This window comes from Micromonospora sp. LHW51205, from assembly GCF_003315815.1.
GTDB lineage: Bacteria > Actinomycetota > Actinomycetes > Mycobacteriales > Micromonosporaceae > Micromonospora > Micromonospora chalcea.
In genome coordinates, this window is sequence record NZ_QMEZ01000004.1 from 178190 (window position 1) to 203032 (window position 24843).

Sequence of the window (24843 nt, forward strand, 5' to 3'; positions counted from 1 at the left end):
GCGCGCCCCGCCGGTGCCGGCGCACACGTTGCCACGACCGTTCCGGTCCGGCGATACCCGCCGCCCCCGAGAAGCTAACCCGCATCGCCGTTAGCGGCGGCCCGGGGCGGGGTACCGGTTGGTGATGGCGGTTGTGGAGAAAGTGATCGACGCGCCTCCGGAGCAGGTCTTCGAGGTGCTCGCGGACGGGTGGACGTACAGCGACTGGGTGGTGGGCACCGTGCACGTGCGGGACGTGGACGACACGTGGCCCCGGGTCGGCAGCAACCTGCACCACCGGGCCGGGCCCTGGCCGTTCTCGCTGCAGGACAAGTCCACCGTGCTGGAGTGCCAGGCGCCGCACCGGCTCGTGCTGCGCGCCGGGTTGTGGCCGGCCGGCGAGGCGACAGTGGCGTTCGCTCTGGAACCGCTGGAGGACGGCCGGACCCGGGTGACCATCGGCGAGGACTTCGCCGCCGGGCCGCTGCGATGGGTCCGGACCAAGCTCAACGACCTGGTGCTGCATCTTCGCAACCGGGAGACGCTGGCCCGGCTGTCCGACATCGCGACCCGGCAGAAGCCGGAGCGGGATCGATCCCTCGGCGGGGCGTCTGTGCGGCCGCCGCACGGCCCACTGGATACCCTCTCAGATGAACCTGTCCGCTGACCGAGGATGTCCGTGATGATCGAACCCGTGCAGTTACCCTCCCCGTGGGGGGATGCGCGCCTGACCGTCGTCGTTCCGACCTACAACGAGGCGGGCAACCTCCCGGTGCTGGTCGAGCGCCTGCTCGCGCTGCCTCTGCCGGGGCTGAAGGTGCTGGTCGCGGACGACAACTCCCCGGACGGCACCGGTGAGGTCGCCGACAAGCTGGCCATCGAGCACCCGGACCGGGTGACGGTGGTGCACCGCCCGGGCAAGGAGGGTCTCGGCCGGGCGTACGTGGACGGCATCGGCCGGGCGCTCGACGACGGCGCGGACTTCGTCGCCCAGATGGACGCCGACCTGTCGCACCCGCCGGAGGCGCTGCCCGGCATGCTCGGCGCGCTGCTGTCCACGCAGGCTTCGGTGGTCATCGGCTCGCGGTACGTGCCCGGCGGTGAGCTGGACGAGAACTGGCCGCTGTACCGGCGCGCGCTCAGCGGCTGGGCCAACCTGTACGTGCACACGCTGCTGCGCGTGCGCATCCGTGACCTGACCGCCGGCTTCAAGATCTGGCAGGCCGAGGCGCTGCGCGCGATCGGGCTCGACCGGGTCCAGTCGAACGGCTACAGCTTCCAGGTGGAGATGCACTACCTCGCCACCAAGCTGGGCCACACCATCCTGGAGGTGCCGATCCGCTTCGAGGAGCGCCGCGACGGCGACTCGAAGATGACCACCGCCACCAAGATCGAGAGCGCGTTGATGCCGTTCAAGCTGCGCAGCCGGCACCGCAACCTCGACTCCTGATCCGCCCTGCCCTGCCGCGCGCCCGCAACGCGCCCTCACGCCGCTGTCACGGCGCGTGAGGGCGCGCTCGCCCCGCCATGTCCCGCACCCCGCGCCTTTGCTCTGCCGCCACCGGCGCAGCACCGCGTTGACCTGGGGCGCTCTCCCGGCGCCACGGCCCCACCCCAGGCGCAATCAAGCACGCCGCGTAACCAACCCCGCATGCCTCACCGCTCCACCTCGCCACCCCGCCACCCCGCCACCCCGCCACAGGCGCGATCTTGCAGTTTGGTGCCCGGCAAAGCCTGGCAAAACCGGCACCCCTCGGGCGCCAACTGCAAGATCGCGCGGGACGGTGCCGCTTCCCGCCCTCATCTCGCCAAGTGAGATCAGCAACCCGCATCCCGGGAACTGGCGCAGATCTTGGTACGAAACGGCCCTCATGGGGGCCGTTTCGTACCAAGATCTGCGGGCCGCGCCTGTGCCCGGTGACGTACTGACTGCGGTTAGGTGCCTGATCGTCGCGCGGTGTGTCAAGGGAGTGTTCGGCCAGCCTGCCCGTGCCGGGTCGCCGTGTTCCGAGGGGCGAGACCGCCCCTCGCCAGCCGCCACGCCGCACGCCCACCCGCCTGTCGGTGGGTGAGCTTCCGGTGCCAGGCGTCCTGCGGTTGGCGGGTCGGGCGGTCAGCCGCAATGGGTGCGACCGGAGGTCAGCCAGGGCGAGCGGACGTCGGCGGAGGTCAGCCGCAGCGGGTGCGCTGACGCGGGCCGGACCCCACTGCCGCGAGGGCGCGGAGGACGGCAGCGGCGAGGGTGGTGCCGCGCAGACGCGGTCAGCGGTAGACGGCGCGGTGGGCGGCGGCGATCGTGCGGGCGTACACCGCGCCGGTGACGGCCCGGTCGCGGGCCAGCGCGGCCCGCGCCGCGTTCGCCCCCGGCGCGCCGTGCACACCGCCGCCGGGGTGGGCGGAGGCGCTGGCCAGGTAGAGCCGGTCCACCGGGGTGTCGGCGCGGCCCAGGCCGGGGATCGGCCGCAGGAACAACTGCTGGTACGCGGCGGCAGTGCCACCGCCGAGCGCGCCGCCCACCAGGCTCGGCTCGGCGGCCTCCAGGTCGGCCGGGGCGGCCACGTGCCGCCCGACGACCGAGGCCCGGAAGCCCGGCGCCGCCTCCTCCAGCACCTCCTCCATCCGCTCCACGTGCCCCGCGACGTCCTCGGCCCGCCAGTCCCGGCGGAACGGCAGGTGCGTGTAGGACCAGAGCGACTCGGTGCCCGGCGGCGAGTGGCTCGGGTCGGCCACCGACATCTGCCCGACCAGCAGGAACGGGTCCCGGGGCAGTTCTCCGCGGGCCAGTTCGGCCGCGTACGTGGTGAGCCCGTCGAGGTCCGCGCCCAGGTGCACGGTGCCGGCGCCGGCCAGTTCCCGGTTCTTCCACGGCACCGGCGCGGACAGCGCCCAGTCGACCTTGAGCGTGGAGCCGTCCCACTTGAAGTGCGCCAGGTCCTCGACCATCCGGGGCGGCAGCGCCGCCGCGCCGACCAGGTCGAGGAAGAGCGCCGGCGCGGGCACGTCGGCGAGCACCGCGCGGCGGGCCCGCCAGTCGGTTCCCCCGGCGGTACGGACGCCCATCGCGCGGCCCCGGGCGGTGAGCACCCGCTCGACCCGGGCGCCGTACTCGATCCGCCCGCCCCGCTCGACCAGCCGGGCCACCAGCGCGTCGGTGATCCGCTGGGCGCCGCCGACCGGCACCGGCCAGCCCACCTGCTGGCCGAGCATGGCGAGCAGCCAGCCGTACACGCCGGAGCCGGCGTCCTCCGGGGACAGGTCGGTGTGCAGGGCGCAGCCGGCCAGCAGGACCGTGCCGCCCTCGCCCTGGAACAGTTCCGCGCCGAGCTTGCGGACGGGCAGCAGGAGGCGGCGGGCCAGGCGGAGCGCGCCGCCGACCCGGAGTTGCCGCAGCAGGCCCAGCCCGCCGCGTACCGGCGGGAACGGGGTGGTGATGGTCTGCAGCATCGGCTCGGCCACCTGGCGCCAGTCGGCGTACGCGTGCCGCCAGCGCTCCCCGTCGCCGGGCGCGAACGCCTCCAGCGAGGCCGCTGTGGTGTCCAGGTCGCGGTTGACCACGGCGGCCCGGCCGTCCGGAAGCAGGTGCGCCAGCACGTCCGGGGCGTGCGTCCAGGACAGACCGTGCCGTTCCAGGCTCAGCCCGTCCAGGACCGGAGATGCGTACCCGAGCGGGTAGAAGGAGCTGTAGAGGTCGCTGAGGTAACCGGGCGCTGTCACGTACGCGGAGCGGACGGCCCCACCGGGCGCCTCGGTGGCCTCCAGGACGGTGACGTCCCAGCCGGCGTCCACCAGCAGGTTCGCGGCCACCAGCCCGTTGTGCCCGGCTCCGATGACGACGGCGTCGGCGGTCGAGGTCATCGGATCCGCCTACCCGGCCGGTCACCGGGCGAAACGCGTTTGCCCAGCCCAGGCCGGGGCAAGCAGGGCCGCATGTACACGGTTGCGCAGCTCATAGGTGGAGTGTGGGGTGCCGGCGGCGAGGGCGGCGAGCTTGTCGTCCACGATCCGGCGGACGGGTCGCCGGTGACCCGGACGCCGGTGGCGACCGCCGACGAGGTGGCCAAGGCGGTGGAGGCGGCCCGGGGCGTGGCGGCGGAATGGGCCGCGACCCCGACCGCGGAGCGGGCCGCGGCGCTGCACCGGGCCGCGGACGCGGTCGAGGCGGCGGCCGGAGATCTGGCCGAGGCGACCACCGCGGAGATGGGCAAGCCCCTGGAGGACGCGCGGGGCGGGGTGGCGGCGGGCATCGGCACGCTGCGACAGTACGCCGAACTGGCGCCGGTCCGGGGCGGCCGGACGCTGCACGGCGCGCACGACGCGCTGGACTTCATGGCCCCCGAGCCACGCGGCGTGGTCGCCGCGATCACCCCGTGGAACGACCCGGTGGCGGTGTCGTGCGGCCTGCTCGGCGCGGCCCTGGTCACCGGCAACGTGGTGGTCCACAAGCCGAGCGAGCGCACCCCGGCCACCGGCTGGCTGCTCGCCCGCGCGCTGGACTCGGCGTTGCCGGCCGGGGTGCTGTCGCTGCTCAGCGGCGGCGGCGAGGTGGGGGCCGCGCTGTCCGGGCAGGACGTCGACGTCGTCGCCCACGTCGGTTCCACTGCGACCGGCCGGGCGATCGCCGCCGCGGGCGCCCGTACCGGCGCGAAGGTGCTGCTGGAGAACGGCGGCAGCGACCCGCTGGTGGTGGACGCGGACGTCGACCCGGTCTGGGCGGCCGAGCAGGCGGCGCTCGGGTGCTTCGCCAACGCCGGTCAGATCTGCGTGGCGGTGGAACGCGTCTACGTGCACCGGGACGTCGCCGAGGGCTTCCTGGACGCGCTCGTGGCGCGCGCCGAGGCGCTCACCGTGGGCCCCGGCCGTGACCCGGAAACGCAGCTCGGCCCGCTGGTGGACCGGCGGCACCGGGACCACGTGCACGGGCAGGTGACGGCCGCGCTCGCCGACGGCGCCCGGGTACGCGCCGGCGGTGTGCTGCCGGAGGGGCCGGGCGCGTTCTACCCGGCGACAGTGGTCGAGGGGTGCCGGCACGACATGGCGCTGGTCCGCGAGGAGACGTTCGGGCCGGTCGCCGCGGTGGTGGTGGTCGACTCGTTCAGCGAGGGGCTGCGCTGCGCGGCCGACTCCCCGTACGGCCTGGCCGCCACCGTGCTGACCGGCTCGATGAGCCACGCCCAGCGCGCCTGGCGGGAACTGCCGGTCGGCACCGTGAAGATCAATTCGGTGTTCGGCGGGGCACCGGGGGGCGCGGCCCAGCCGCGCCGGGGCAGCGGTCAGGGCTTCGGGTACGGCCCGGAACTGCTGGACGAGTTCAGCACCGTCAAGGCGGTGCACCTTCAGGCGCCGGGCGGCGGCCACTGGTGAGACGGCACGACACGAGCCCGGGACCGAGGCGGTCCCGGGCTCGACGCGTACCCCCAGGGGTCAGCGACCCCCGCGGGCCTTGCGGGTCGCGTTGTTGTTTGCCTTCTCGATCGCCTTGACCAGTTCCGGCTTGGTCATCCGGGACCGGCCGCGCACGTCCAGTTTCTTCGCCACCTCCATGAGGTGGTCCTTGCTGGCGTTGGCGTCCACCCCGCCGGCCGTCGGCGCGCGCCGGGCCGGGCCGCCGCCTTCGGCCTGCTCGTCGCTGGGCCCCTTGCGGCCCTTGGGCTCCCAGTGGTCGCCCACCTTCTCGAACTCGTGCTTGACCGCGGCGAAGGCGGTGCGGTGCGCCCGCTCCCCCTCGCCGTACGTCTCGACCGCCGAGTCGTGCGTCTTCTCCCAGGTCCGCTGCGCCTTCGCCGGGGAGCGCCGCAGCGTGCTGGGCAGTACCTCGCGCCCGGGCATCTCGTCCTCCTCCTGGAGTCTCGATCGGCTGCCTGGTGTGGTTCCCTCCCGTCCGGCGGGCAAACCGGCGCCCCGGTTTGTCGATTTCCCCCCGGGGGTACCGCCCGGCCACGCCCGGTGGCGGAGCCTGGAGGAGGCGGACATGACCGTGACGACACCACAGACGGTCGGCGGCCGGACGCGGTCCCGTCTCCCCCGCCGGATCCGCCAGCTCAACTGGCGTACCTGGCGGGGCGTGCTGGTGCGCAGCGGCAAGGGTTTCGTCACCGACAACTGCGCCGACTGGGCGGCGGCGCTCACCTACTACGGGGTGCTGGCGCTGTTCCCGTCCACGATCGTGGTGGTGGCGCTGGTCGGCCTGGTCTCCGACGGCCCGCGCACCGTCGACACCGTGATCGACCTGGCCGGGGAGATCGGCGCCGGCTCGGTGGTCGGCAACGACGCGTTCGTGGGTGTGGTGCGCAACGTGGTCGAGCAGCAGGGCTCGGCGAAGGTGCTGCTCAGCTTCGGTCTGCTCGGCGCGCTCTGGTCCGCGTCCGGGTTCATCGGCGCGTTCACCCGCGCCTCCAACGCGATCTACGGGGTGCGGGAGGGCCGTCCGTTCTACCGCCTGCGCCCGTTGCAGATCGGCATGGCCGCGGTGACGATCGTGCTGCTCGCGGTGGTGGCCACGGGGTTGATCGTCAGCGGCCCGGTCACCGACGCGGTGGGTGACCTGCTGCACGCCGGCGCGGTGGCCCGCACCACGTGGTCGGTGGCGAAGTGGCCGCTGCTCGCCGTGGTCGCCATGACGCTGCTGTCGCTGCTGTTCTGGATCGCGCCGAACGTGCAGCAGCCGCGGTTCCGCTGGCTCACCCCGGGCGGCGCGCTGGCGCTCGTGGCCTGGGTGCTCGCGTCCTTCGGCTTCGGCCTGTACGTGGCCAACTTCGGCTCGTACGACGTCACCTACGGCAGTCTCGGCGCGGTCATCGCGTTCCTGGTGTGGCTCTACCTGTCCAACTGCGCGTTGATGCTCGGCGTGCAGGTCAACGCCGAGCTGCAGCGCGGGCGGGCGATGCAGGCCGGCGTCGAGGACCCGGACGACCCGGTGCTGCCGCCGCGCGCCCCGGCCGACGACGAGAAGGCGGACGGGCAGCGGCCGGCCGACCGGTTGCCGCCCGGATGACCGGCTCTCCCGGCCGGCGCCGGTTTACCGGCGGTCCCCCGGGGCATCTCCCAAGGCATGGAACGTGGCAGCAGCAAGCACTCGCCCAGGGTCGACGACCAGATGAGCAGCGAGGTCAGCGGTCTCGTCCAGAGCGCCGGCACCGGCGGTTCGCGGGCCGAGGAGTTCCGGATCCCGGAGCCCGCCGGCGAGGACCAGCCGGAGGCCACCACGGCGCCGGCCGGGGAGCTGCGCAGCGGCACGCCGCAGGGCATGAGCTCCGAGGACGTCGAGGCGCGCAGCCGTCTGGGGCGGTTCATCACGATGACCGCCCTGCCCGGCGACCGGGAGGCGCTGCTGGCGAACGCGCGGGAGAACGAGGCGCCGACGGACATCGTCGCCGCCCTGGAGACCCTGCCCGCGGACGCCCACTACCAGACGATCTCCGAGGTGTGGGCCGCACTCGGGCACAGGAACGAGACGACGCGCTGGTGAGCGGGCCGGCCCACGGCCCGTACGAGACACACACCGGCGGAACAGGAGGAACCCCGACATGAGTGGCGTTACCGAGCACGTGGACGTGGACGTCCCGATCCGGACCGCGTACGACCAGTGGACCCAGTTCGAGGAGTTCCCCCACTTCATGGACGGCGTGCAGGAGGTGCGGCAGCTCTCCGACACGATGACCCACTGGACCGTCGAGATCGCGGGCGTGAAGCGCGAGTTCGACGCCGAGATCACCGAGCAGCTGCCGGACGAGCGGGTGGCCTGGCGCTCCACCGGGGGCACCCAGCAGGCGGGCGTGGTGACCTTCCACCGCCTCGACGAGGGGCACACCCGGGTCACGCTGCAGATGGAGTTCGAGCCGCACGGCGCGGTCGAGCAGGCCGGCGACAAGCTCGGCGTGGTCGACCGGCGCGCCAAGGGCGACCTGGAGCGGTTCAAGCAGTTCATCGAGCGGCGCGGTCAGGAGACGGGCGCCTGGCGCGGTGCGGTCGACCGGCCCATCCCCTGAGGCAACCTCCCCCGCCCTCAGCGGTCCAACGCGGCAGCCAGCGCCTCGGGCCGGCTGAGGGCCAGCAGATGCCCGCCGGGCAGGCGCTCGGGCGTGACGCCGAGCCGCTGCTGGGCCACCCGGGTCTGGAACTCGGCCGGGAAGAACCTGTCCGCGCCGCCGCTCAGGACCTCGGTCGGCACGTCGGGCCACGCATCAAGCGGCCAGGGCTGCGCGAACGGCGTGCCCGACTGCGGTGACCCACCCGCCATGGCCTGGTCGGTGATGTCCTGCGGCACGTCGTGGAAGAAGTACACCAGCGGATCGAACGGCCCGTCGGGAGAGCGGCCCTCGCGCCTGTCGCACTCCCGGCGGGCCTGGTCCTGCCCGGTGTTGGTCCACCAGTCGCCGCCGGTCTCACCGGGCGCCGGGATCATCGCGTTGACCAGGACCAGCCGTGAGACCGGCAGCCGACTGCAGACCAGTGGCGCGGTCAGGCCGCCCATCGACTGGGCCACCACCACCAGGTCCCCGCGGTCACCGGCCGCCTCGACCACTGTTTCCGCGTACTCCGGCAGTCCCGCGCTGTCGTCCGCGGCCGGGAGGTCGACGGCGATCGCCTCGTGGCCGCGCTGCTCCAGCAGGGGAACCAGGCGGTGCCAGTACCAGGCGTCGCCGCCGGCTCCCGGGATCAGGATGTACGCCGTCACGGTGCGAATTTAGCACCAGAGAGTGCTGTAGCGATACCATCAGCGGATGGCGCGCGCATACGACGATCCCTGCGGCCTGGCCCGGGCGCTCAACCTGGTCGGCGACAGATGGGCGTTGCTGATCGTCCGTGAGTTGCTGCTCGGACCGAAGCGCTTCACCGACCTGCGGCGCGGCCTGCCCGGCGCCAGTCAGAGCATGCTCACCGCCCGGCTCGCCGAGTTGGAGGAGGCGGGAGTGGTGCGCCGGCGGCGTCTCGGGCCACCGGCGGGCGTCCGGGCGTACGAGCTGACCGAATGGGGGCGGGACCTCGAACCCGCCCTGCTGGGGCTGGCCAGGTGGGGCAGCCGGGGTCCGCTGACCTCGTCGGCGCAGCTGAGCGTCGACGCGCTGGCCCTCGCCATGAAGACCACCTTCGACCCGGCCGCGGCGCGCGACTTCGCCGTACGGTGTCAGCTTCTTCTCGACGGCGACAGCCTGCTCGTCACCGTCGAGGACGGACGCGTCGACGTGGTACGCGCCGACGCCGCCGATCCCGACCTGGTGATCCGGGCCGGCGCCGGGACCTTCCGCTCGCTCATCTTCGGTGGCGTGCCGCTGCATGCCGCCGACGTCGTCGTCCGGGGCGACGGCGAGGTCGCGGCCCGCCTGCTGCGGCTGTTCCGGCGCCCCACGCCGACCGATGGCCCACAGTGACGAAGCGAATGCTTTCAGCTACCTCTCAGGTGGCGTTGGTAGTCTCCCGGCGCGGCGTGATCCATTATGGACGCCGTTGATCTCGTTGCGCACAAGGGTTCCAGGTGAATCTCTCCCCGGATCCCGGGTGCCGCACGTCCGGTGGCCGTCAAGGGAGATGTTCGTGGTGTTCAAGAGGATGCTGGGCGCGTTCGGGGTGGGCGGCCCCGCTGTCGACACGGTCCTGGCCAATCCGGGTACCCGCCCGGGGCTGATGCTGGGCGGGCAGGTGAACCTGACCGGCGGCAGCCACGACGTGGAGATCGACCACATCACCGTCGGGCTGGTCACCCGGGTGGAGATGGAGGGCGCCGAGCAGGAGTACGACGCCCTCGTGGAGTTCCACCGGGTCCAGGTCGCCGGCGGTCTGCGCCTGTCCGAGGGACAGCAGATGTCGCTGCCGTTCCAGGTGGCGATGCCGTGGGAGACGCCGGTGACCGACCTGTACGGGCAGCGCCTGCACGGCATGACGATGGGACTGCGCACCGAGGTGGCGATCCGCAGCGCCGTGGACAAGGGCGACCTCGACCCGGTGTACGTGCACCCGCTGCCGGTGCAGGAACGCATCCTGGAGGGCTTCGGCCGGCTCGGATTCCAGTTCAAGGGCGCCGACCTGGAACGCGGGCACATCTCGGGCCTGCGCCAGAGCCTGCCGTTCTACCAGGAGATCGAGTACTACGCCGCCCCGCAGTACGCCCACGCCGTCAACGAGGTCGAGCTGACCTTCGTCGCGAACGAGTACGGCGTAGACGTCGTGCTGGAGTTCGACAAGCGCGGTGGCCTGTTCTCCGGCGGCCATGACTCCTTCGGCCGCTACCACGTCGCGCACACCGACGCCGACCAGGTCGACTGGGCCGCTCAGGTCGACGCGTGGGTCCGCCAGGCCCTCGACGGCTACCAGAGCATGCACGCCGGCCACGGCTACGGGCAGCCCGCCTACGGCGCGCCCGGCTACGGACAGCCCGCCTACGGCGCGCCCGGCTACGGGCACGCCGCGTACGGCCACCACAAGGAGGAGCACCACGAGCGGCACGGTGGCCCGGGCATGGGCGCCGTCGCCGCGGGCGTGGTCGGCGGCGCCGCGCTCGGCTTCGCCGGCGGGATGCTCGCCGACGAGGTGTTCGACTCCTTCGGCGACGACGAGGGCGGCGACGAGGAGGAGTGAGCCCGGGGATCCACAGTGGATCTCTGGTACCGCTTCATGATCTAATTCCGTCAGGTTTGTCCGCAACCGGTCGGATTGCCCGACCGGAACTCGAAGGAGTGTGCATGCCCGTCACCGCCGACCTCACCAAGCTGGTCGACAAGGCCTACCAGGACAAGACCCTCACCGAGATCGTCGACGCCCCGGTGTCCGCCCTCGCCGGGGTCAGCGACGGCGACGCCAAGCTGCTCAAGGACGCCTTCAACATCACCACCGTCGGCGACCTCGGCCGCAACCCGTACTTCCGCACCGCCAACGCCCTGGTGGCCCTCACCGGCGCCAAGTAGCGCCATCGCCGATGCCCGGTGGCCCGGGAAGCGTTCCGGGCCACCGGGTGTCGGGATCGAAACGAGCCGGGACCGCGGCTGTCGCCGTGCCCGTTTGCGATCATCCGGTCCGGGTACCGCAGGGGAATGACCGACAACGACCGCCACGTGTGGCGCGACGAGGACCGCACTCCCCTGCACGAGCTGGACCAGGCCATCGCCCGGTCGGCCACGGACGGCCAGGGCGACGACGTCACCGCCAACGACGCCGGCGAGGAGGCCGCGTTCGGGCACGGCCCGGAGGCGGTGGACCGGGGCGCCGGCCCGGAGGCCGAGCGGCGCGAGATGACCGATGCGGACCGGGCCTACCGGCCGTCGACGATCGGGCGGACCGGCCCGGACAGCATGTGATCCCCGGACGGCTGCGGGCACCCGCGCCGATGCCCGTGGCCGCCGGATTCATGCTCGGCCGATACGACAAAAAGTGCGGTACGGACAGCCAGGAAAACGGACAGCCCATCCAGAATCGGCCGAACGGCTGACGGCACTCCCCCTGTCGCGCGCAAGACTTTCGGGATGCAACAGGGCTCCGGTTTCCTCTCCAACCGTCAGCGCAAGCTCGCTTGGCTGGGCTTCCTGCTCGCCGCGATCCAGGCTCCGGTCTCCGCCCGGTTCACCGAGGACAGCTCCTGGCTGTTCAGCCTGGTGGTCGCGCTGATGGTCGCGACCGTGATCATCGCCGACGACGGCGCGCGCCGCCGTCCGGCCGACGCCCGCTCCTCCGACTGAGTCAGCGTGTGCCGGGGCGCGCCTCGTGCCCCGGCATCCCCCGGCTGCGGCGGCGTTCCTTCATCTCGGCCTCGTAGAGGTGCCGCCGGCCCTCGACCAGCTCGTCGCGGGCCTGCCGGTCCAGCTCCCGGAAGAGCGCGTAGTACCCGTCGTCGAAGTCCTCGACGATCTGGAACGTCCACCGCCCGGCGATGACGTTACGCCCGAGCAGCTCCCGGTCGATCCGCTCGGCCAGGCCCGGGTGCCCGGCGCGGCGGAACATCTCCACGGCGTCGTCGAGCATCAGATCGGCGTGGCCGATCAGCTGATGCAGCTCGTAGAGGTGCCCGCGTGCCCGCTCGACGCACTCCAGGGCCTCGCTGAGCCTGCCCAGCGCCTCGACCGTGGCGTCACTCACCCCGTCGGGGCGGCGGTGCGCCCGGTCCGGGCCGTCGGCCAGATGTCCCATGGTGTCCCTCCGTGGGGCTGCTGCGTGCTCCTCGTGCCGGACTTCTGCCCCCGCACGGGCGACTCAATCCCCGCGGACGACGTGGCCGCTCTCCCGGACGACCCCGCAGTCCGCCGGTCGGCCGAGGTCGGTCCGCACCGGGCGGCGTTAGCCTCGGACACCATGCGCGTGCCGAACAACCGGGTCGCGACCCGCTCCGCGGCAGTGGCCGCGCGGTCGACCCTCACCACGCTGACCGCCGCCGTCGGCACCGCCGGCCTCGCCGCGGCCCACGCGAACCCCGGGCTGCTCGCCGAGGTCGACCAGCACGCCGCCGGGGTACGCGACAGCCTCCGCGGCGACCGCCACCCGCTCACCGTGGCGGCGCTCGCCGGATACGCCGAGGGGCTGCGCGACGCGGCGGCGGAGCACGGCTGGACGCCGCCGGCCGAGCCGGTGGACTGGTCCGCGCCGGACTGGGTGCTCACCCGCCTGCTGGCGGTCTGCCTGCTGGCCCGCGGACTCGACCCGCGTCACCTGGCCTGACCGGCAGCCGGCCGGACCCGGACACGGTTTCGGGGCGCCCGCCACCATCCCGCGGACACCCCGTCACCCGTTGCCGTCAGCCTCCCGGCCGGCGGAACTGCTGCGTCTCGTCGCCCATCTCGCCGGAGCGGTACGTACCCGCGCCCGACATCGACGACTGCGGCGCGGCCGGCGTCGGCTGCCCGCCCCGGTCGGCCATCTTGCGTTCGTAGTCGCCCCGGCCGGCCTGCTGCGCCTGCCGCTGCTGCCGGATCGCCCGGGACTCCTCGGCGGCCCGGTGCAGCCAGCCGTCCCAGCGGTCCTGCATCGGCTTGACCAGACCACCACCGACACCGACGATCAGGATGCCGGCCACGGTGGCGAGGAAGGCCACGAGCACCGGTGTGGTCACCGTGGTGGCGATACCCACCTGGTTCAGCGCGGCGATGATGCCGAGCGCCAGGATGAAGATCGCTGTCACGTCGGCCAGCACCCGGCCGTACGAGAGCCCGCCGAGCGCGCCGGAGACCAGGTCCCGGACGGCGTTGGCGATGGCGGCGGCGATCACCACGATCACGATCGCCACGAAGGCTCGCGGCAGCCAGGACACCACCCCGCGGATCAGGTCGCTGATCGCGTTCGGCCCCCACACCCCGAAGGCGAACTGCAGGGTGAACAGCAGGACCGCGTAGTAGGCCAGTTTGGCCAGGATGTCGCTGGCGTCGTACTTGGTGCGTTCCAGGGCCCGTTTGATACCGCCCCGTTCCACGGCGCGGTCGAACCCGACCCGTTCCAGTGCCGCGTCCACGATTTTGAGTACGGCTCTAGCGATGAGCCAACCCACGACGAGAATCGCGATGAACGCGATCGCTCGCGGTACGAAGAGCAGCACCGACCTCCAGAAGTCGGTCCAGGCCGCACCGATGTCGACCTGCCCGACCGCGAGGGTTTTCGGCATGATGTCCCTCCTGTCGCGTGAACTGCGCCGCCCGCATACCCGGTGACCTGGGCAGCACTCCGAGCCGGACCGGGCCAATTTCCCGACATGGGTGATCGAACCGGCCGTGACCTGCCCGAACGTCCGCGCCGCCGGAAGCCGGGACCCGCCACGAACGCATGATCGGAACCAGCCCGCCACGCTCCGGTTAGGCTGCGGTCATGCCAGGCACCGTCGGTCGGGTTCCCACACCGCCCGCCCCCGCACCGGGAGCGCCCGCCGATCCCGTCGTCCACGGGCCGCCCGCGCAGACCGGTCATCCGTGGGCCGGCACGCCGCTGGGCGCACCGCAGGGCTGGGATCCGGCGGTACGCGCCGTGATGGACGTGGTGCTCGCCTCCCCGGTGCCGATGGCGCTGCTCCTCGGCGACGACCTCGTCGTCTTCTACAACGACGGGTACGCCGAGCTGATCGGCGACCGGCACCCGCACGCGCTGGGCCGGCCGGCGGCCGAGGCGTTCGCCGAGGTGTGGCGTGATCCCGGCGCCGGCGAGGCGCTGGAGCGCGTCTACCGGCACGGTGAGCCGTTCCTGCAGCGGGAGGCGGTGCTGCCCGCCGACCGGCAGGGTCCGGCCGAGCCGGCCGTGTTCACCCGTGGGCACTGCGCGGTACGCGACTCCACCGGCCGGATCGTCGGCGTGCTCACCGTCTCGGCGCAGACCACCCAGCTGACCCAGCAGTTGCAGAGCCTGAGCGACTTCGCGGCGGCGCTGTCCGGCACGCTCACCCTGGACGACGTGGCCCGGGTGACGCTGCGCTACTGCCTGCACTCCTTCGACGCGGACCGGGTGTCGTTCGCGGTGGACGAGGGCAGCGCCTGGCGGCTGGTCCGCCGCATCCGCGGCGAACTGCTCGACGAGGCCGACGAGCGGCTGCCCCCGCTGTGGCGGCGGATGTCCGCCGAGTCGGCGCTGCCGGCGGTGGTGTCCGCGCGCAGCGGCGTGGCCTCGTTCACCGCCGACGGCCAGCCGCTGCGCGGCGTCGCGGCGGACCGGCACGACGAGAAGATCCGCGCGCTGGCGGCGCTGCCGCTGCGCACGAGTGTGGTCCGTGGCTCGCTCACCATCGGTTACCGGGAGCCGCGTCCGTGGTCCCCCGCGGAACGGGCGCTGCTCGCCGCGTCGGCGGAGCTGGTCGGCCAGGCCGCCGAGCGGGCCCGCCGCTTCGAGACCCAGCACGGCACCGCCCAGATGCTGCAACGCAGCATGCTGCCGGAGCGGCTGCCGGACCTGCCCCGGCTGCGTATCGCCGCCCGGTACGACCCGGGCGTGGACGGCAACGCCGCCGGCGGCGACTTCTACGACGCGTTCCTGCTGCCCACCGGCGCGCTCGGGGTGGTGCTGGGCGACGTGGCCGGGCACGACGTGCAGGCCGCCGCCCGGATGGGCCAGGTGCGCGCCGCGCTGCGCGCGCTCGCCCTGGTCGACCCTCGCCCAGACGCGGTGCTCGACGGCCTGGACCGGCTGGTCGCCAGCCTCGGTGTCGAGGGCGGCACCCAGGAGCTGTTCGTCACAGTGGTGTTCGGCGTGATCGATGCGGACCGGGAACTGGTCACGCTGGCCAGCGCCGGGCATCCCGCGCCGCTGATCCGGCGCGCCGGACCCGACGCGGCGGTGGCCGAGTTCGTCGACGTGCCGCCCGCTCCTCCGCTGGGCCTGGGCGGGCGGGCGCGTACCGCCACCGTGCCGTTCCGCCCCGGTGACACCCTGCTGCTCTACAGCGACGGCGTGGTGGAGCGCCGCTGGCAGGACGTGGCCGCCGGGATGGCGGGGCTGGGCGCGGCGGTGACCGGAGCGGCCGGCGGGGACCCGCGCGCGCTGTGCGCTGTCGCGACCGCCGCGGTGCCGGGCGCCACCGAGGACGACGTGGCGGTGCTCGCGGTGGAGTACGCGGTCCGGCCGAGCCGGTCGGCGAGCATGGAGGTGCCGGCCGAGCCGACCGCGCCGAGCCGGGTCCGGCACTGGATGACCGCGCAGCTCACCGAGTGGCAGGTGCCCGAGGCGGTGATCGGCGCGGCGGTGCTGTGCACGAGCGAGCTGACCACGAACGCGCTGCTGCACGCGGGCACCGCCGCCCGGGTCGAGGTCGACCTGTCCGCGGAGCGGCTGCTGGTGTCGGTGGCCGACTCGGGCACCCGGGGTCAGGTGACCCGCGCCCAGACCGACACGCTCAGCAGCCGGGGGCGTGGGCTCGGCCTGATCGAGGAGCTGAGCGACGCCTGGGGGACCGACCCGACCGTACGCGGATCGACTGTGTGGTTCGAGATCCTCATCCCGGCGGACGGACCGCGCGTCGGCGACGCCCCGGCCGGGTAGGAGCCGGACATGACCGACGACAAGCGCCGCGGTGTCCTCTTCGACGTGGACGGCACCCTGGTCGACACCACGTACCTGCACACGGTGAGCTGGTGGGAGGCGCTGCGCCAGGCCGACCACCGGGTGCCGATGGCGCGGATCCACAGGTCCATCGGCATGGGCTCGGACAAGCTCCTCGACCACCTGCTCGGCGCGGAGCGCGACCGGGACGCCGACGGCCGGCTGCGCGACGCGCACGACGCGCTCTACGGCGAGTACTGGGAGCGCCTCACGCCACTGCCCGGGGCGCGGGAGCTGCTGCGCGCCTGCGCGGAGCGCGGGCTGCGGGTGGTGCTCGCGACCTCGGCCGCCGAGCACGAGGTGACCGCGCTACGGGCCGCGCTGGACGCCGACGACGTGATCGACTCGGTCACCTCGTCGGCTGACGCGCGGGAGAGCAAGCCGGCGCCGGACATTCTGGTCGCCGCGCTGGAGCAGTCGGGGCTGGCCGCCGAGCGGGTGGTGTTCGTCGGCGACTCGGTCTGGGACGTCGCCGCCGCCGGCAAGCTCGACATCCCCTGCATCGGGCTGACCTGCGGCGGCACCGGCCGCGCGGAGCTGGCCGGTGCCGGCGCGGTCGCGGTGTACGACGACCCGGCCGCGCTGCTGGACGCCCTGTCCGACAGCGCCATCGCCTCGCTCGGCTGAGCGGCGGTCAACCGGCGGGCGCGCGCAGGCTTAGCCGGGTCCGCTTCGGGGCACTGCTGGACTCCACCGCCCGGCCGCCGGGCGTCGGAAGGGTGGTGCCGTGGAACCGGTCGATGTCGCGTTCGCTCTGCTGGGCGTCGGTGCGCTGCTGGCCGGGGTGCTGCCCCGGGTCCTGGAGCGACGGCCGCTGTCGATGCCGATCGCGTTCCTCGGGCTCGGCATGCTCGTCTTCGTGCTGCCCACCGGTCTGCCCACACCGGATCCGCTGCGCTGGCCGGAGCTGACCACCCACCTCACCGAGGTCGGCGTGATCGTCGCGCTGATGGGCGCCGGCCTGAAGATCGACCGTCCGTTGAGCTGGGCCCGCTGGTCGTCGACGTGGCGGCTGCTGGCGATCGCCATGCCGCTGTGCATCGCCGCGGTGGCGCTGCTCGGCTGGTGGTGGGCCGGGCTGGTGCCGGCCGCGGCGCTGCTGCTCGGCGCGGCGCTCGCGCCCACCGACCCGGTGCTCGCCTCCGACGTGCAGGTGGGCGAACCGACCGACGTGGAGGACTCCGAGGACGAGGTGCGCTTCGCGCTCACCTCGGAGGCGGGCCTGAACGACGGGCTGGCCTTCCCGTTCGTGTACGCGGCCATCGCGATCGCCACCACCGGGCTCGCGCCGTCCGGCTGGCTCGGCGAGTGGTTCGCCGTCGACGTGCTCTACAAGCTCGCCGCCGGGGTGGGCGGCGGGTTGCTCGTCGGCTGGCTGCTCGGCAAGCTGTTCTTCCGCGCCCCGAGCAAGCTGCGGCTGGCCCGGCACTCCGAGGGGTTCCTCGCGCTGGCCGCGACGTTCCTCGCGTACGGGCTGGTCGAGGTGATCGGCGGGTACGGCTTCCTGGCCGTGTTCGTGGCCGCCCGGGCGATCCGGGCCGCCGAGCGCACCCACGAGTTCCACTCCGTGCTGCACGACTTCGCCGAGCAGGTGGAGCGGCTGCTCACCGTGCTGTTGCTGCTGCTGTTCGGCGGCGCGGTGATCGGCGGGCTGCTCGCGCCGCTGACCTGGCCGGCCGCGCTGGCCGGGTTGGCCCTGGTGCTGGTGATCCGGCCGCTGGCCGGGTGGCTGTCGCTGCGCGGCGCGCCCGGCAAGCCGGCCGAGCACTGGGTGATCTCGCTGTTCGGCATCCGCGGCGTCGGCTCGTTCTACTACCTGGCGTACGCCACCAGCAAGACCGACTTCCCGCAGGCGGAGCTGGTCTGGGCCACAGTCGGTCTCGTGGTGGTGGTCTCGGTGGTGGCGCACGGGATCGCCGCGACACCGGTCATGCAGTTGCTGGACCGGGAGGGTGAACGCACCGGCGAGGACACGCGGGCCGGGTCGGCGGCGCAGCCGGTGGGCGCCACCGGCTGAGCGCGCCCCGGTTCAGCCCAGCCGGGCGGCGAGCGCGCGGCCGAGGTCCCGGCCGGAGCGCCAGGCGGTCTGCACGCGCGGGCGGCCGAACGCGTCGCCGGCCAGGCCGATGCCGTCGTCGTCCAGGTGGAACGTGGCATCCCCGGCGTGCGCGGCCGGGGTCGCGTACGTCCAGCGGTGCACGTGGGTCGACAGCGCCGGCTCGGGCAGCCCGAGCAGGTCGCGGACCGCCTGCTCGATCGCCTCGCGGGCGGCGGTGGGCTGGAGCAGGTGCCGGGCGGCGAACCCGGCGGTGGTGTGCGCTACGAGCACCGGCGCGCCGTCGCCGCGCCGGTCGCCGTCGTCGCAGACCAGGCTGAGCACCGGGTGGTCGTTGACGAACGCGCCCCGGAAGTCCGCCCAGCGGCGGGCCGGGAAGTGCAGCACCCCGGTCAACGCGGACGACCACCGCTGCGCGGCCACCGCCCGGGTCGCCTCGGCCAGCGCCGGGTCCAGCAGCAGCGCGGCCTGCGGGCCGGGCATGGCGAGCACCACCGCCTCGGCCTCGGCGCCGTCGGCCCGGGGGCCCGGCTCGACTGTCATCACCAGCCGGTTGTGGGTCACCGGAAGGTCGCCGGCCAGGTGTTCGACGAGCGAGCGCAGCCCGCGTGGGGCGGCCCACCGCATCGGGCCGGTGACCTGCTCGCGTCCGCCCGGCCCGTACGCGGCGAGCGTGTCGGTCCACTCCCGCGCCAGCCCGGCCGCCCGCCACCGGTCCACCACGGCGGCGAAGTCCGGGTCGTCGACGGTGAAGTACGCGGCGCCCAGGTCGGCCGGGCGGCCGTCGAAACGCTTGCTGGCCATCCGCCCGCCGGTGACCCGAGCGCGCTCGCGCAGCCGTACCGGGATCCCGGCCCGCGCCAACTCGGTCGCGCACGCCACTCCGGCGATGCCCGCGCCGACCACCACCACGCCCGCCCGGTCCGTCGTCACCAGGTGATCGTAGGCGGCGGCCGGCATGAACCCGGCGGCCCGGGGGTAGTGGAACACCTGTTCGAGGAGAGGTGATGAGCATGGCCGACCGCGCCAACACCAACGGCAGGAACGTGAACCCGGACGCCGCCGTCAAGGACCCGGACGACTGGGTCACCGGCGACGAGCCGCCCACCGCCGCCCAGGAGTCGTACCTGCACACGCTGGCGCAGGAGGCGGGCGAGCCGGTGCCGGAGGGCCTGACCAAGGCCGAGGCGTCCCGGCGGATCGACGAGTTGCAGGCGGAGACCGGCCGGGGCCGCTGAGCGGTCAGCGCGGGGGCAGGCGGTGCAGCTCGACCCGGTCGAGCCGCCCCGCCGCCACCCGCGCGGTCAGGTACGTGGCGTGCGGCTGCGCCCGCCGGTCGGTCGGCGAGCCGGGGTTGAGCAGCCGCAGGCCGCCCGGGGCGACGCTGTCCCAGGGGATGTGCGAGTGCCCGAAGACGAGCAGGTCGCAGTCGCCGTACGCGGCGGCGCAGCGCTCCTCGCGGCGGGTCTTCGGGCCGGTCTCGTGCACCACGGCGACGCGCAGGCCGTCCAGCTTGACCCGGGCCACCTCGGGCAGCCGGGCGCGCAGCTCCGGCCCGTCGTTGTTGCCGTACACGGCGACCAGCCGGCGCGACCGCGCCTCCAGCGCGTCCAGCAGCGCCACGTCCACCCAGTCCCCGGCGTGCACCACGACATCCGCGGCCTCCACGGCCGCCCACAGCGGCCCCGGAAGATCCCGCGCCCGCTTGGGCACGTGCGTGTCCGCCATGATCACCAGATCCACCCCCTCATCCTCCCCCACCCCCCTCTTTCCCGCGCCGATCATGAGGTTGGCGGCACTCGGGGAGATCGACTACGCCGTCAACTTCATGATCAACGCGGAGAGGCGGCGCGGGCGGGGGCGGCGGCGCGGGCGGCGGCGTCGGTGATGCGGCCGGCGGCGGTGATCAGGCCGATGTGCGAGTACGCCTGCGGGAAGTTGCCCATCTGCTCGCCGGTGCCCGGGTCGATCTGCTCGGCGTACAGGCCGAGGTCGTTGGTGCGGGCCGCAAGGCGTTCGAACAGCCGCCGCGCCCGGTCCAGTTCCCCCGCCTCGGCCAGGCCGGCGGCCAGCCAGAACGAGCAGATCACGAACCCGGCCGGGTCGCCGTCGAAGCGGCGCAGCAGCCCGTCACGCGACAGCCGCCGCTCCAGCAGGTCCATCGTGGCGCGCATCCGCCGGTCGCCCGCCGGCAGGAAGCCGACCAGCGGCATGACCAGCACCGAGGCGTCCAGGTCGTCGGAGCCGAACGCACCGGTGTACGCGCCGACCCGCTCGTTCCAGCCCCGGGCGAGCACCGCCGCCCGCACCTCGTCGCGCGCGGCGGCCCAGCGGGCCACGTCGGCCGGCTCGCCGATGCGGGAGCCGAACCGGACCGCCCGGTCCAGCGCGGTCCAGCACTCCACCTTGGAGGAGACGTAGTGCCGCTGCGGGCCGCGCGTCTCCCACATGCCGGCGTCGGGCCGGTGCCAGCCGCGCTCGGCCTGGTCGGCGAGCGTGCGCAGCAGGTCACGCACCTCCGGTGACATGGGGTCGAGGTAGTAGCGCATCAGCCAGGCCGCATCCAGCACCTCGCCCAGCACGTCGTTCTGCCGCTGCCGCCAGGCGTCGTTGCCGACGAGCACCGGCCGGCTGCCGGCGTACCCGGCGAGGTGGTCGAGGTCGTGCTCGGTCAGGTCCCGCTCCCCCTCGACGCCGTACATGATCGGCACCGGCTCGTCGCCGATCCGGCCCATCGCCCGCGCCACCCAGGTGAACTGCCGGTCCGCCTCGTCCGGGCAGGCGGCCCGCCAGAGCGCCTGGAGGGTGAGGCTGAAGTCGCGCAGCCAGACGTAGCGGTAGTCGTAGTTGCGGTCGCCGCCGAGCCGCTCCGGCACCGAGGTGGTGGCCGCCGCGACGACGGCGCCGCTGGGCGCGTACGTCATGCCCTGCACCGCGAGCGCGCTGCGCCGCACCTCGTCGCGGTACTCGCCCTGGTAGTCGTGCAGCGCCGACCAGGACCGCCACCCGGCCACCGTCTCGGCGATCACCTCGGCGGCGTCGGGCAGCGCCGGTTCGGCGCCGGCGTACGTCGGGGCGTACCCGAGGGTGAAGCGGTGCGTGCTGCCGGCGCGGGCGGTGAACCGCCCGGTGGCGGCTCCCCCGGCGATGGTGAGCGGGACGTCGGCGCGCAACTCCAGGCGGCAGGCGCCGGCGGTGGCGCGGATCACGCCGTCGCGTTCGGTCAGGTAGGCGCCGACGCGGCCGTACTCGAAGCGGGGCGCGTAGTCGACGCGCATCGTCACCTCGCCGGTGAGCCCTTCCACCAGCCGGGCCAGCACCCGCGGCGAGCGCATCCCGATGTCGTGACCGCGCGCGCCGGGCTCCAGCGCCAGCGCGTCGGTGACGGCCACCGTGCCGGTCGCGGTGGCGAAGACGGTACGCAGCACGAGCGCGTCGTCCAGGTAGGAGCGCGTGCTCGTCGACTGCCCCTCCGGGCGGATGCTCCAGTGCCCCGCGTCCTCGTCGAGCAGGCGGCCGAACACCGACGGCGCGTCGAACCGGGGCGGGCACCACCAGTCGACCGAGCCGTCGCGGTCGACCAGGGCCGCGCTGCGCCCGTCGGCGAGGAAGCCGTGCTCGCTGATGTGTCGGGTCGGCACGGGTGTGGCTACCCGGCGCGGGGCGTCGGCATGCCTCGCCACATCGGTCCGGGCCGGTGCGTTACCGCTGCCCGGCGACGGGAACGCGGCGGGTTGACGAAGGAGGATGCTCATGACCAGACCCTCGACTCCGACCACGGCCTGGCAACCCGGCATGCCGGGCAGCGACAACCTCCCGTCCGGCCCGGGCGGTCGCCCGACGCCGCCGAGCGGGGACGGGCACGGACCGCAGACCGGTTCGGCGACCGTCACAATCGGCTCGTACCCGGACTATCCGTCCGCCCAGCGGGTGGTGGACTATCTGGCCGACAACCGGTTCCCGGTGGAACGTACCTCGATCGTCGGTACGGACCTCACGCTCGTGGAGACCGTGATGGGACGGCTCACCACGGGCCGGGCGGCCCTGCTCGGGGCCGGCACCGGCGCCTGGTTCGGTTTGTTCATCGGGTTGCTCTTCGGCATCTTCACCGCCGGCAACTGGCTCGCGGTGATCCTGGTCGGCCTCGTGATCGGCGCGATCTGGGGTGCCGTGTTCGGCGCTGTCGCGCACGCGATGAGCGGCGGTCAGCGTGACTTCACGTCGGCCAGTTCGCTGCGGGCCGCCCAGTACGCGGTGACGGTGGACGCGGAGATGGCCGGGCAGGCCCAGCAGCTGCTCAGCCGGATGCACCTGACACCGACGGGCGCCACCGCCCGCTGACCGGCAGGGCGATGAGGGGAGGGCCGGGCGGCCCTCCCCTCATTCGTGGTACGCGCGCTCGCCGGCGCGCAGCGGCACGTCCACCCGGTTCTCCGGCGGGGCCAGCGGGCAGGCCCACCTGTCGTCGTAGGCGCAGCTGGGGTTGTAGAGGTAGTTGGCGTCCAGCCGGACCCGGTCGCCGGGCAGCACGGTCAGGCCGCGGCCGAACGTGCCCTTCACCGTGTCGGTGAGGTACCGGCCCCCGCCGTACGACCCGTCGCCGCAGGTGGCGTCACGCACGGGCAGGAAGAGCCCACCCCCGTACGCCTCGATCCACCAGAGCGTGAGCGGTCCCCACGGCGTGTCGGCGACGGCCACCCGCCGGTACGCGACCACGCCGTCCGGGCCGCCGGTGTCGATGCGCAGCTCGCCGGAGGCGGCGCGCAGCGGCGCCTCGACCACTGCCGACGGGTCGGGCGGGTACCAGCGCAGTCCGGTGAAGCCGGGCCGTTCGGCGGGCGGCACCGGGCTGCTGGGGTGGGTGCGGAACAGCTCGTCGCGGGCGGCCCGGAAGCCGGCCAGGTCGAGGTCGGACAGGTAGAGCGCCGCCACCCGCTCCCGCCAGTCGAGCAGGTCGAGATCGTCCATTCCCCGACCCTAGCCGGGCGGCCCGTTCAGGTTTTAAGAAGCCCCCTAAGGCGCGCTGGTCCGCGCACGCCAGGGCCACTTGTTTAAATTTTAAATAGTGCTACTCTCGGAGCCATGACGGAGAGCCTGGACGCCGAGCGGATGGCCTGCTGGCGCGCGTACATCGAGTCGAGCCAGCGGCTGTTCACCCGGCTCGAGGACGACCTGCGCGCCGACAGCGACCTGAGCTTCGCCGACTACCACGTGCTGGTGCTGCTCTCCGAGGCGCCCGGCCAGCGGCTGCGCATGGGGGAGCTGGCCGACCGGCTGGTGTTCTCGCCGAGCCGGCTGACCTACCAGATCACCACGATGCGCAAGCGCGGACTGGTGGCGAAGGAGGCGTGTCCGGCCGACCGGCGCGGCAGCGAGGCAGTGCTCACCGCGGCCGGCCTGTTCGCCCTGCGCGAGGCCGCGCCGCACCACCTGCGCTCCGTGCGCGCCCACCTGATCGACGACCTCGACGACGCCGAGGTCGCCTGCCTCACCCGGGTCTTCGAGCGGCTCGGCCGGCGCCTGCGCGCCGACCGCACCGCGTCGTCCGTCCCGGCCGACAAGTAAGGAGCCCCGCGATGCCCGCGATCACCGTCGACGACGTCCTCGTCCTGCCCCGCCTGCCGAAGCTCGGCGAGGCCACCGAATACCGCTCCGTCCGCCGGGTCACCACTGCCCCCAGCGGGTACGAGGGCGAGGGCTTCCCGGTCCGCCGGGCCTTCGCCGGCGTGCCGATGACCGAGCTGGACCCGTTCATCCACCTCGACCAGATGGGCGAGGTCGACTACGCGCCGGGCGAGCCGAAGGGTACCTCCTGGCACCCGCACCGCGGCTTCGAGACGGTGACCTACATGATCGACGGGATCATGGACCACCAGGACTCGACCGGTGGCGGCGGCACCATCACCGACGGCGACACTCAATGGATGACGGCCGGAAGTGGCCTGCTGCACATCGAGGCGCCGCCGGAGCACCTGGTGATGAGCGGCGGGCTGTTCCACGGCCTGCAGCTCTGGGTCAACCTGCCCAGCATCGCCAAGATGAGCGCGCCCCGCTACCAGGACATCCGCGGCCGGGAGTCGGCGCTGCTCACCACGCCCGACGGCGGCGGCCTGATCCGGGTCATCGCCGGGGAGGTCGCCGGGCACCAGGGTCCCGGCTCGACGCACACGCCGATCACCATCGCGCACGTCACGTTGCAGCCCGGCGCCGAGCTGAGCCTGCCGTGGCGGTCGGACTTCAACGCGCTGGTGTACGTGCTGGCCGGCCGCGGCACCGTCGGCACCGACCGGCGGCCGATCCACCTCGGCCAGCTCGCCGTGCACGGGCCCGGCGAGGCGCTGCGGATCACCGCCGACCGGACGCAGGACTCCAACGCCCCGGCGCTGGAGCTGTACCTGATGGGCGGCCAGCCGATCCGCGAGCCGGTGGCACACTACGGCCCATTCGTGATGAACACCCGCGCCGAGCTGATCCAGGCGGTCGAGGACTTCCAGGCCGGCCGGCTCGGGGTGATCCCGACCGGGCGGGTGCCGCACAGCGACGGCCAGGGCGACCGGCCCTGACCTGCCACGGGCGCCCCGGTCCGCCGGGGCGCCCGGCCGCGGTCTCAGGAGACGGCGAAGATCCCGGCCACGCCGAGGATCACCATCAACAGGACCGCCACCAGCGCACCCCGCTCCCCCTCCACCGCCTGGTCGCGGTCGTCGGTCACGGTGTTCGTCGTCTCGGCGGGCATGTCGGTGCCTCCTCGGTGTCGCGATCCAGGGGTCCGGCGTACCCCTGGCGCGCGGCACCCACGCGACCTGCTGCTCGCCGTG

The 24843-nt window shown here is 73.7% G+C and carries 29 protein-coding genes; 19 read left to right on the top strand and 10 right to left on the bottom strand.

The genetic code is table 11. The features are described 5' to 3' along the window. Positions 1-124: 124 nt before the first annotated feature. Together DQE82_RS16820 and DQE82_RS16825 are read left to right on the top strand one after the other, a co-directional pair. Positions 125-646 (top strand): SRPBCC family protein, encoded by a 522-nt coding sequence (locus DQE82_RS16820; RefSeq protein WP_307189071.1) that lies wholly within the window; start codon positions 125-127, stop codon positions 644-646. A gap of 15 nt (positions 647-661) precedes the next feature. After that, entirely contained in the window at positions 662-1429 is a 768-nt protein-coding gene (locus tag DQE82_RS16825; RefSeq protein ID WP_043325031.1) for a polyprenol monophosphomannose synthase, read from the top strand. Between the two features lie 812 nt (positions 1430-2241). Here DQE82_RS16825 and DQE82_RS16830 read toward each other — a convergent pair. Continuing rightward, positions 2242-3834, bottom strand: a complete 1593-nt coding sequence (locus DQE82_RS16830) for an NAD(P)/FAD-dependent oxidoreductase (protein WP_113973172.1) — start codon at positions 3832-3834, stop codon at positions 2242-2244. 72 nt (positions 3835-3906) lie between these two features. On the opposite strand from DQE82_RS16830, the gene DQE82_RS16835 reads away from it, so the two are divergent. Continuing rightward, positions 3907-5340, top strand: a complete 1434-nt coding sequence (locus DQE82_RS16835) for an aldehyde dehydrogenase (protein ID WP_104115374.1) — start codon at positions 3907-3909, stop codon at positions 5338-5340. A gap of 60 nt (positions 5341-5400) precedes the next feature. Here DQE82_RS16835 and DQE82_RS16840 read toward each other — a convergent pair whose 3' ends face one another. Further along, complete coding sequence (locus tag DQE82_RS16840) at positions 5401-5805, bottom strand: ChaB family protein (protein ID WP_043325033.1); 405 nt, start codon at positions 5803-5805, stop codon at positions 5401-5403. A gap of 142 nt (positions 5806-5947) precedes the next feature. Between DQE82_RS16840 and DQE82_RS16845 the strand changes: the two genes are divergently transcribed. The 3 genes from DQE82_RS16845 to DQE82_RS16855 are packed head-to-tail and all read left to right on the top strand — an operon-like array spanning position 5948 to position 7964. Beyond that, positions 5948-6970: a YihY/virulence factor BrkB family protein gene (locus DQE82_RS16845; protein WP_113973173.1), complete on the top strand. Its 1023-nt coding sequence runs from the start codon at positions 5948-5950 to the stop codon at positions 6968-6970. 57 nt (positions 6971-7027) lie between these two features. Continuing rightward, a complete protein-coding gene (locus DQE82_RS16850) occupies positions 7028-7444 on the top strand; it encodes a DUF2795 domain-containing protein (RefSeq protein WP_043325035.1) in 417 nt (138 codons plus the stop codon). A gap of 58 nt (positions 7445-7502) precedes the next feature. Continuing rightward, positions 7503-7964: an SRPBCC family protein gene (locus DQE82_RS16855; RefSeq protein WP_030499861.1), complete on the top strand. Its 462-nt coding sequence runs from the start codon at positions 7503-7505 to the stop codon at positions 7962-7964. 17 nt (positions 7965-7981) lie between these two features. Here the strand turns inward: DQE82_RS16855 and DQE82_RS16860 are convergent, their stop codons facing one another. Then, positions 7982-8653: an alpha/beta fold hydrolase gene (locus DQE82_RS16860; RefSeq protein ID WP_113973174.1), complete on the bottom strand. Its 672-nt coding sequence runs from the start codon at positions 8651-8653 to the stop codon at positions 7982-7984. A gap of 46 nt (positions 8654-8699) precedes the next feature. Between DQE82_RS16860 and DQE82_RS16865 the strand changes: the two genes are divergently transcribed. The 5 genes from DQE82_RS16865 (at position 8700) to DQE82_RS16885 (ending at position 11645) form a co-directional block, all read left to right on the top strand. Next, positions 8700-9347, top strand: a complete 648-nt coding sequence (locus tag DQE82_RS16865; RefSeq protein ID WP_197494992.1) for a helix-turn-helix domain-containing protein — start codon at positions 8700-8702, stop codon at positions 9345-9347. A 163-nt stretch (positions 9348-9510) separates the two neighbouring features. Continuing rightward, positions 9511-10551: a sporulation protein gene (locus DQE82_RS16870; protein WP_113973406.1), complete on the top strand. Its 1041-nt coding sequence runs from the start codon at positions 9511-9513 to the stop codon at positions 10549-10551. Between the two features lie 104 nt (positions 10552-10655). Further along, positions 10656-10877 (top strand): hypothetical protein, encoded by a 222-nt coding sequence (locus tag DQE82_RS16875; RefSeq protein WP_018788305.1) that lies wholly within the window; start codon positions 10656-10658, stop codon positions 10875-10877. 126 nt (positions 10878-11003) lie between these two features. After that, on the top strand, positions 11004-11267 hold the full coding sequence (locus tag DQE82_RS16880) for a hypothetical protein (RefSeq protein WP_030270328.1): 264 nt from the start codon (positions 11004-11006) through the stop codon (positions 11265-11267). 165 nt (positions 11268-11432) lie between these two features. Further along, positions 11433-11645 (top strand): hypothetical protein, encoded by a 213-nt coding sequence (locus DQE82_RS16885; RefSeq protein ID WP_030499856.1) that lies wholly within the window; start codon positions 11433-11435, stop codon positions 11643-11645. Position 11646: 1 nt separating this feature from the next. Here DQE82_RS16885 and DQE82_RS16890 read toward each other — a convergent pair whose 3' ends face one another. Beyond that, positions 11647-12093 carry a hypothetical protein gene (locus tag DQE82_RS16890; RefSeq protein ID WP_030499855.1) on the bottom strand — a complete coding sequence of 149 codons (447 nt, stop codon included), beginning with the start codon at positions 12091-12093 and terminating at the stop codon, positions 11647-11649. A gap of 162 nt (positions 12094-12255) precedes the next feature. On the opposite strand from DQE82_RS16890, the gene DQE82_RS16895 reads away from it, so the two are divergent. Beyond that, positions 12256-12618, top strand: coding sequence for a DUF6401 family natural product biosynthesis protein (locus DQE82_RS16895; RefSeq protein ID WP_043330355.1), 363 nt, complete (start codon positions 12256-12258; stop codon positions 12616-12618). Between the two features lie 76 nt (positions 12619-12694). Here the strand turns inward: DQE82_RS16895 and DQE82_RS16900 are convergent, their stop codons facing one another. After that, a complete protein-coding gene (locus tag DQE82_RS16900; RefSeq protein ID WP_043325037.1) occupies positions 12695-13555 on the bottom strand; it encodes a hypothetical protein in 861 nt (286 codons plus the stop codon). Positions 13556-13755: 200 nt separating this feature from the next. On the opposite strand from DQE82_RS16900, the gene DQE82_RS16905 reads away from it, so the two are divergent. From DQE82_RS16905 to DQE82_RS16915, 3 genes are all read left to right on the top strand, one after another. Then, positions 13756-15909, top strand: coding sequence for a SpoIIE family protein phosphatase (locus DQE82_RS16905; protein ID WP_043325038.1), 2154 nt, complete (start codon positions 13756-13758; stop codon positions 15907-15909). A gap of 9 nt (positions 15910-15918) precedes the next feature. Next, positions 15919-16596 (top strand): HAD family hydrolase, encoded by a 678-nt coding sequence (locus DQE82_RS16910; RefSeq protein WP_043325039.1) that lies wholly within the window; start codon positions 15919-15921, stop codon positions 16594-16596. 100 nt (positions 16597-16696) lie between these two features. Then, positions 16697-17986, top strand: coding sequence for a sodium:proton antiporter (locus DQE82_RS16915; RefSeq protein WP_043325040.1), 1290 nt, complete (start codon positions 16697-16699; stop codon positions 17984-17986). A 12-nt stretch (positions 17987-17998) separates the two neighbouring features. On the opposite strand, the gene DQE82_RS16920 is transcribed toward DQE82_RS16915, so the two are convergent. Continuing rightward, entirely contained in the window at positions 17999-18937 is a 939-nt protein-coding gene (locus DQE82_RS16920; protein ID WP_043330356.1) for an NAD(P)/FAD-dependent oxidoreductase, read from the bottom strand. A 101-nt stretch (positions 18938-19038) separates the two neighbouring features. Here DQE82_RS16920 and DQE82_RS16925 point away from each other — a divergent pair, with 101 nt between their 5' ends. After that, entirely contained in the window at positions 19039-19263 is a 225-nt protein-coding gene (locus DQE82_RS16925) for a DUF3072 domain-containing protein (protein WP_013474820.1), read from the top strand. A gap of 4 nt (positions 19264-19267) precedes the next feature. Here DQE82_RS16925 and DQE82_RS16930 read toward each other — a convergent pair whose 3' ends face one another. Together DQE82_RS16930 and DQE82_RS16935 are read right to left on the bottom strand one after the other, a co-directional pair. Beyond that, entirely contained in the window at positions 19268-19768 is a 501-nt protein-coding gene (locus tag DQE82_RS16930; RefSeq protein ID WP_064448760.1) for a metallophosphoesterase, read from the bottom strand. Between the two features lie 89 nt (positions 19769-19857). Continuing rightward, a complete protein-coding gene (locus DQE82_RS16935; RefSeq protein ID WP_113973175.1) occupies positions 19858-21666 on the bottom strand; it encodes a glycoside hydrolase family 15 protein in 1809 nt (602 codons plus the stop codon). A gap of 112 nt (positions 21667-21778) precedes the next feature. Between DQE82_RS16935 and DQE82_RS16940 the strand changes: the two genes are divergently transcribed. Then, the gene (locus DQE82_RS16940) at positions 21779-22366 is read left to right on the top strand and encodes a general stress protein (protein ID WP_113973176.1); all 588 of its coding nucleotides are present in this window, start codon (positions 21779-21781) and stop codon (positions 22364-22366) included. Between the two features lie 39 nt (positions 22367-22405). Here the strand turns inward: DQE82_RS16940 and DQE82_RS16945 are convergent, their stop codons facing one another. After that, positions 22406-22993: a DUF1684 domain-containing protein gene (locus tag DQE82_RS16945; protein ID WP_113973177.1), complete on the bottom strand. Its 588-nt coding sequence runs from the start codon at positions 22991-22993 to the stop codon at positions 22406-22408. Positions 22994-23107: 114 nt separating this feature from the next. On the opposite strand from DQE82_RS16945, the gene DQE82_RS16950 reads away from it, so the two are divergent. Together DQE82_RS16950 and DQE82_RS16955 are read left to right on the top strand one after the other, a co-directional pair. Continuing rightward, positions 23108-23590: a MarR family winged helix-turn-helix transcriptional regulator gene (locus DQE82_RS16950; protein ID WP_043325045.1), complete on the top strand. Its 483-nt coding sequence runs from the start codon at positions 23108-23110 to the stop codon at positions 23588-23590. 11 nt (positions 23591-23601) lie between these two features. After that, positions 23602-24588: a pirin family protein gene (locus tag DQE82_RS16955; RefSeq protein WP_069089910.1), complete on the top strand. Its 987-nt coding sequence runs from the start codon at positions 23602-23604 to the stop codon at positions 24586-24588. 44 nt (positions 24589-24632) lie between these two features. On the opposite strand, the gene DQE82_RS31340 is transcribed toward DQE82_RS16955, so the two are convergent. Then, positions 24633-24761 (bottom strand): hypothetical protein, encoded by a 129-nt coding sequence (locus tag DQE82_RS31340; RefSeq protein ID WP_255292629.1) that lies wholly within the window; start codon positions 24759-24761, stop codon positions 24633-24635. Between the last annotated feature and the right edge of the window lie 82 nt (positions 24762-24843).

Excerpts from the sequence above, each read along its gene's own strand:
- DQE82_RS16820 (WP_307189071.1), top strand. The coding sequence starts at position 125 with ATGGCGGTTGTGGAGAAAGTGATCGACGCGCCTCCGGAGCAGGTCTTC.
- DQE82_RS16825 (WP_043325031.1), top strand. The coding sequence starts at position 662 with ATGATCGAACCCGTGCAGTTACCCTCCCCGTGGGGGGATGCGCGCCTG.
- DQE82_RS16830 (WP_113973172.1), bottom strand. The coding sequence starts at position 3,834 with ATGACCTCGACCGCCGACGCCGTCGTCATCGGAGCCGGGCACAACGGG.
- DQE82_RS16835 (WP_104115374.1), top strand. The coding sequence starts at position 3,907 with ATGTACACGGTTGCGCAGCTCATAGGTGGAGTGTGGGGTGCCGGCGGC.
- DQE82_RS16840 (WP_043325033.1), bottom strand. The coding sequence starts at position 5,805 with ATGCCCGGGCGCGAGGTACTGCCCAGCACGCTGCGGCGCTCCCCGGCG.
- DQE82_RS16845 (WP_113973173.1), top strand. The coding sequence starts at position 5,948 with ATGACCGTGACGACACCACAGACGGTCGGCGGCCGGACGCGGTCCCGT.
- DQE82_RS16850 (WP_043325035.1), top strand. The coding sequence starts at position 7,028 with ATGGAACGTGGCAGCAGCAAGCACTCGCCCAGGGTCGACGACCAGATG.
- DQE82_RS16855 (WP_030499861.1), top strand. The coding sequence starts at position 7,503 with ATGAGTGGCGTTACCGAGCACGTGGACGTGGACGTCCCGATCCGGACC.
- DQE82_RS16865 (WP_197494992.1), top strand. The coding sequence starts at position 8,700 with ATGGCGCGCGCATACGACGATCCCTGCGGCCTGGCCCGGGCGCTCAAC.
- DQE82_RS16875 (WP_018788305.1), top strand. The coding sequence starts at position 10,656 with ATGCCCGTCACCGCCGACCTCACCAAGCTGGTCGACAAGGCCTACCAG.
- DQE82_RS16880 (WP_030270328.1), top strand. The coding sequence starts at position 11,004 with ATGACCGACAACGACCGCCACGTGTGGCGCGACGAGGACCGCACTCCC.
- DQE82_RS16885 (WP_030499856.1), top strand. The coding sequence starts at position 11,433 with ATGCAACAGGGCTCCGGTTTCCTCTCCAACCGTCAGCGCAAGCTCGCT.
- DQE82_RS16890 (WP_030499855.1), bottom strand. The coding sequence starts at position 12,093 with ATGGGACATCTGGCCGACGGCCCGGACCGGGCGCACCGCCGCCCCGAC.
- DQE82_RS16895 (WP_043330355.1), top strand. The coding sequence starts at position 12,256 with ATGCGCGTGCCGAACAACCGGGTCGCGACCCGCTCCGCGGCAGTGGCC.
- DQE82_RS16900 (WP_043325037.1), bottom strand. The coding sequence starts at position 13,555 with ATGCCGAAAACCCTCGCGGTCGGGCAGGTCGACATCGGTGCGGCCTGG.
- DQE82_RS16905 (WP_043325038.1), top strand. The coding sequence starts at position 13,756 with ATGCCAGGCACCGTCGGTCGGGTTCCCACACCGCCCGCCCCCGCACCG.
- DQE82_RS16910 (WP_043325039.1), top strand. The coding sequence starts at position 15,919 with ATGACCGACGACAAGCGCCGCGGTGTCCTCTTCGACGTGGACGGCACC.
- DQE82_RS16925 (WP_013474820.1), top strand. The coding sequence starts at position 19,039 with ATGGCCGACCGCGCCAACACCAACGGCAGGAACGTGAACCCGGACGCC.
- DQE82_RS16940 (WP_113973176.1), top strand. The coding sequence starts at position 21,779 with ATGACCAGACCCTCGACTCCGACCACGGCCTGGCAACCCGGCATGCCG.
- DQE82_RS16945 (WP_113973177.1), bottom strand. The coding sequence starts at position 22,993 with ATGGACGATCTCGACCTGCTCGACTGGCGGGAGCGGGTGGCGGCGCTC.
- DQE82_RS16950 (WP_043325045.1), top strand. The coding sequence starts at position 23,108 with ATGACGGAGAGCCTGGACGCCGAGCGGATGGCCTGCTGGCGCGCGTAC.
- DQE82_RS16955 (WP_069089910.1), top strand. The coding sequence starts at position 23,602 with ATGCCCGCGATCACCGTCGACGACGTCCTCGTCCTGCCCCGCCTGCCG.
- DQE82_RS31340 (WP_255292629.1), bottom strand. The coding sequence starts at position 24,761 with ATGCCCGCCGAGACGACGAACACCGTGACCGACGACCGCGACCAGGCG.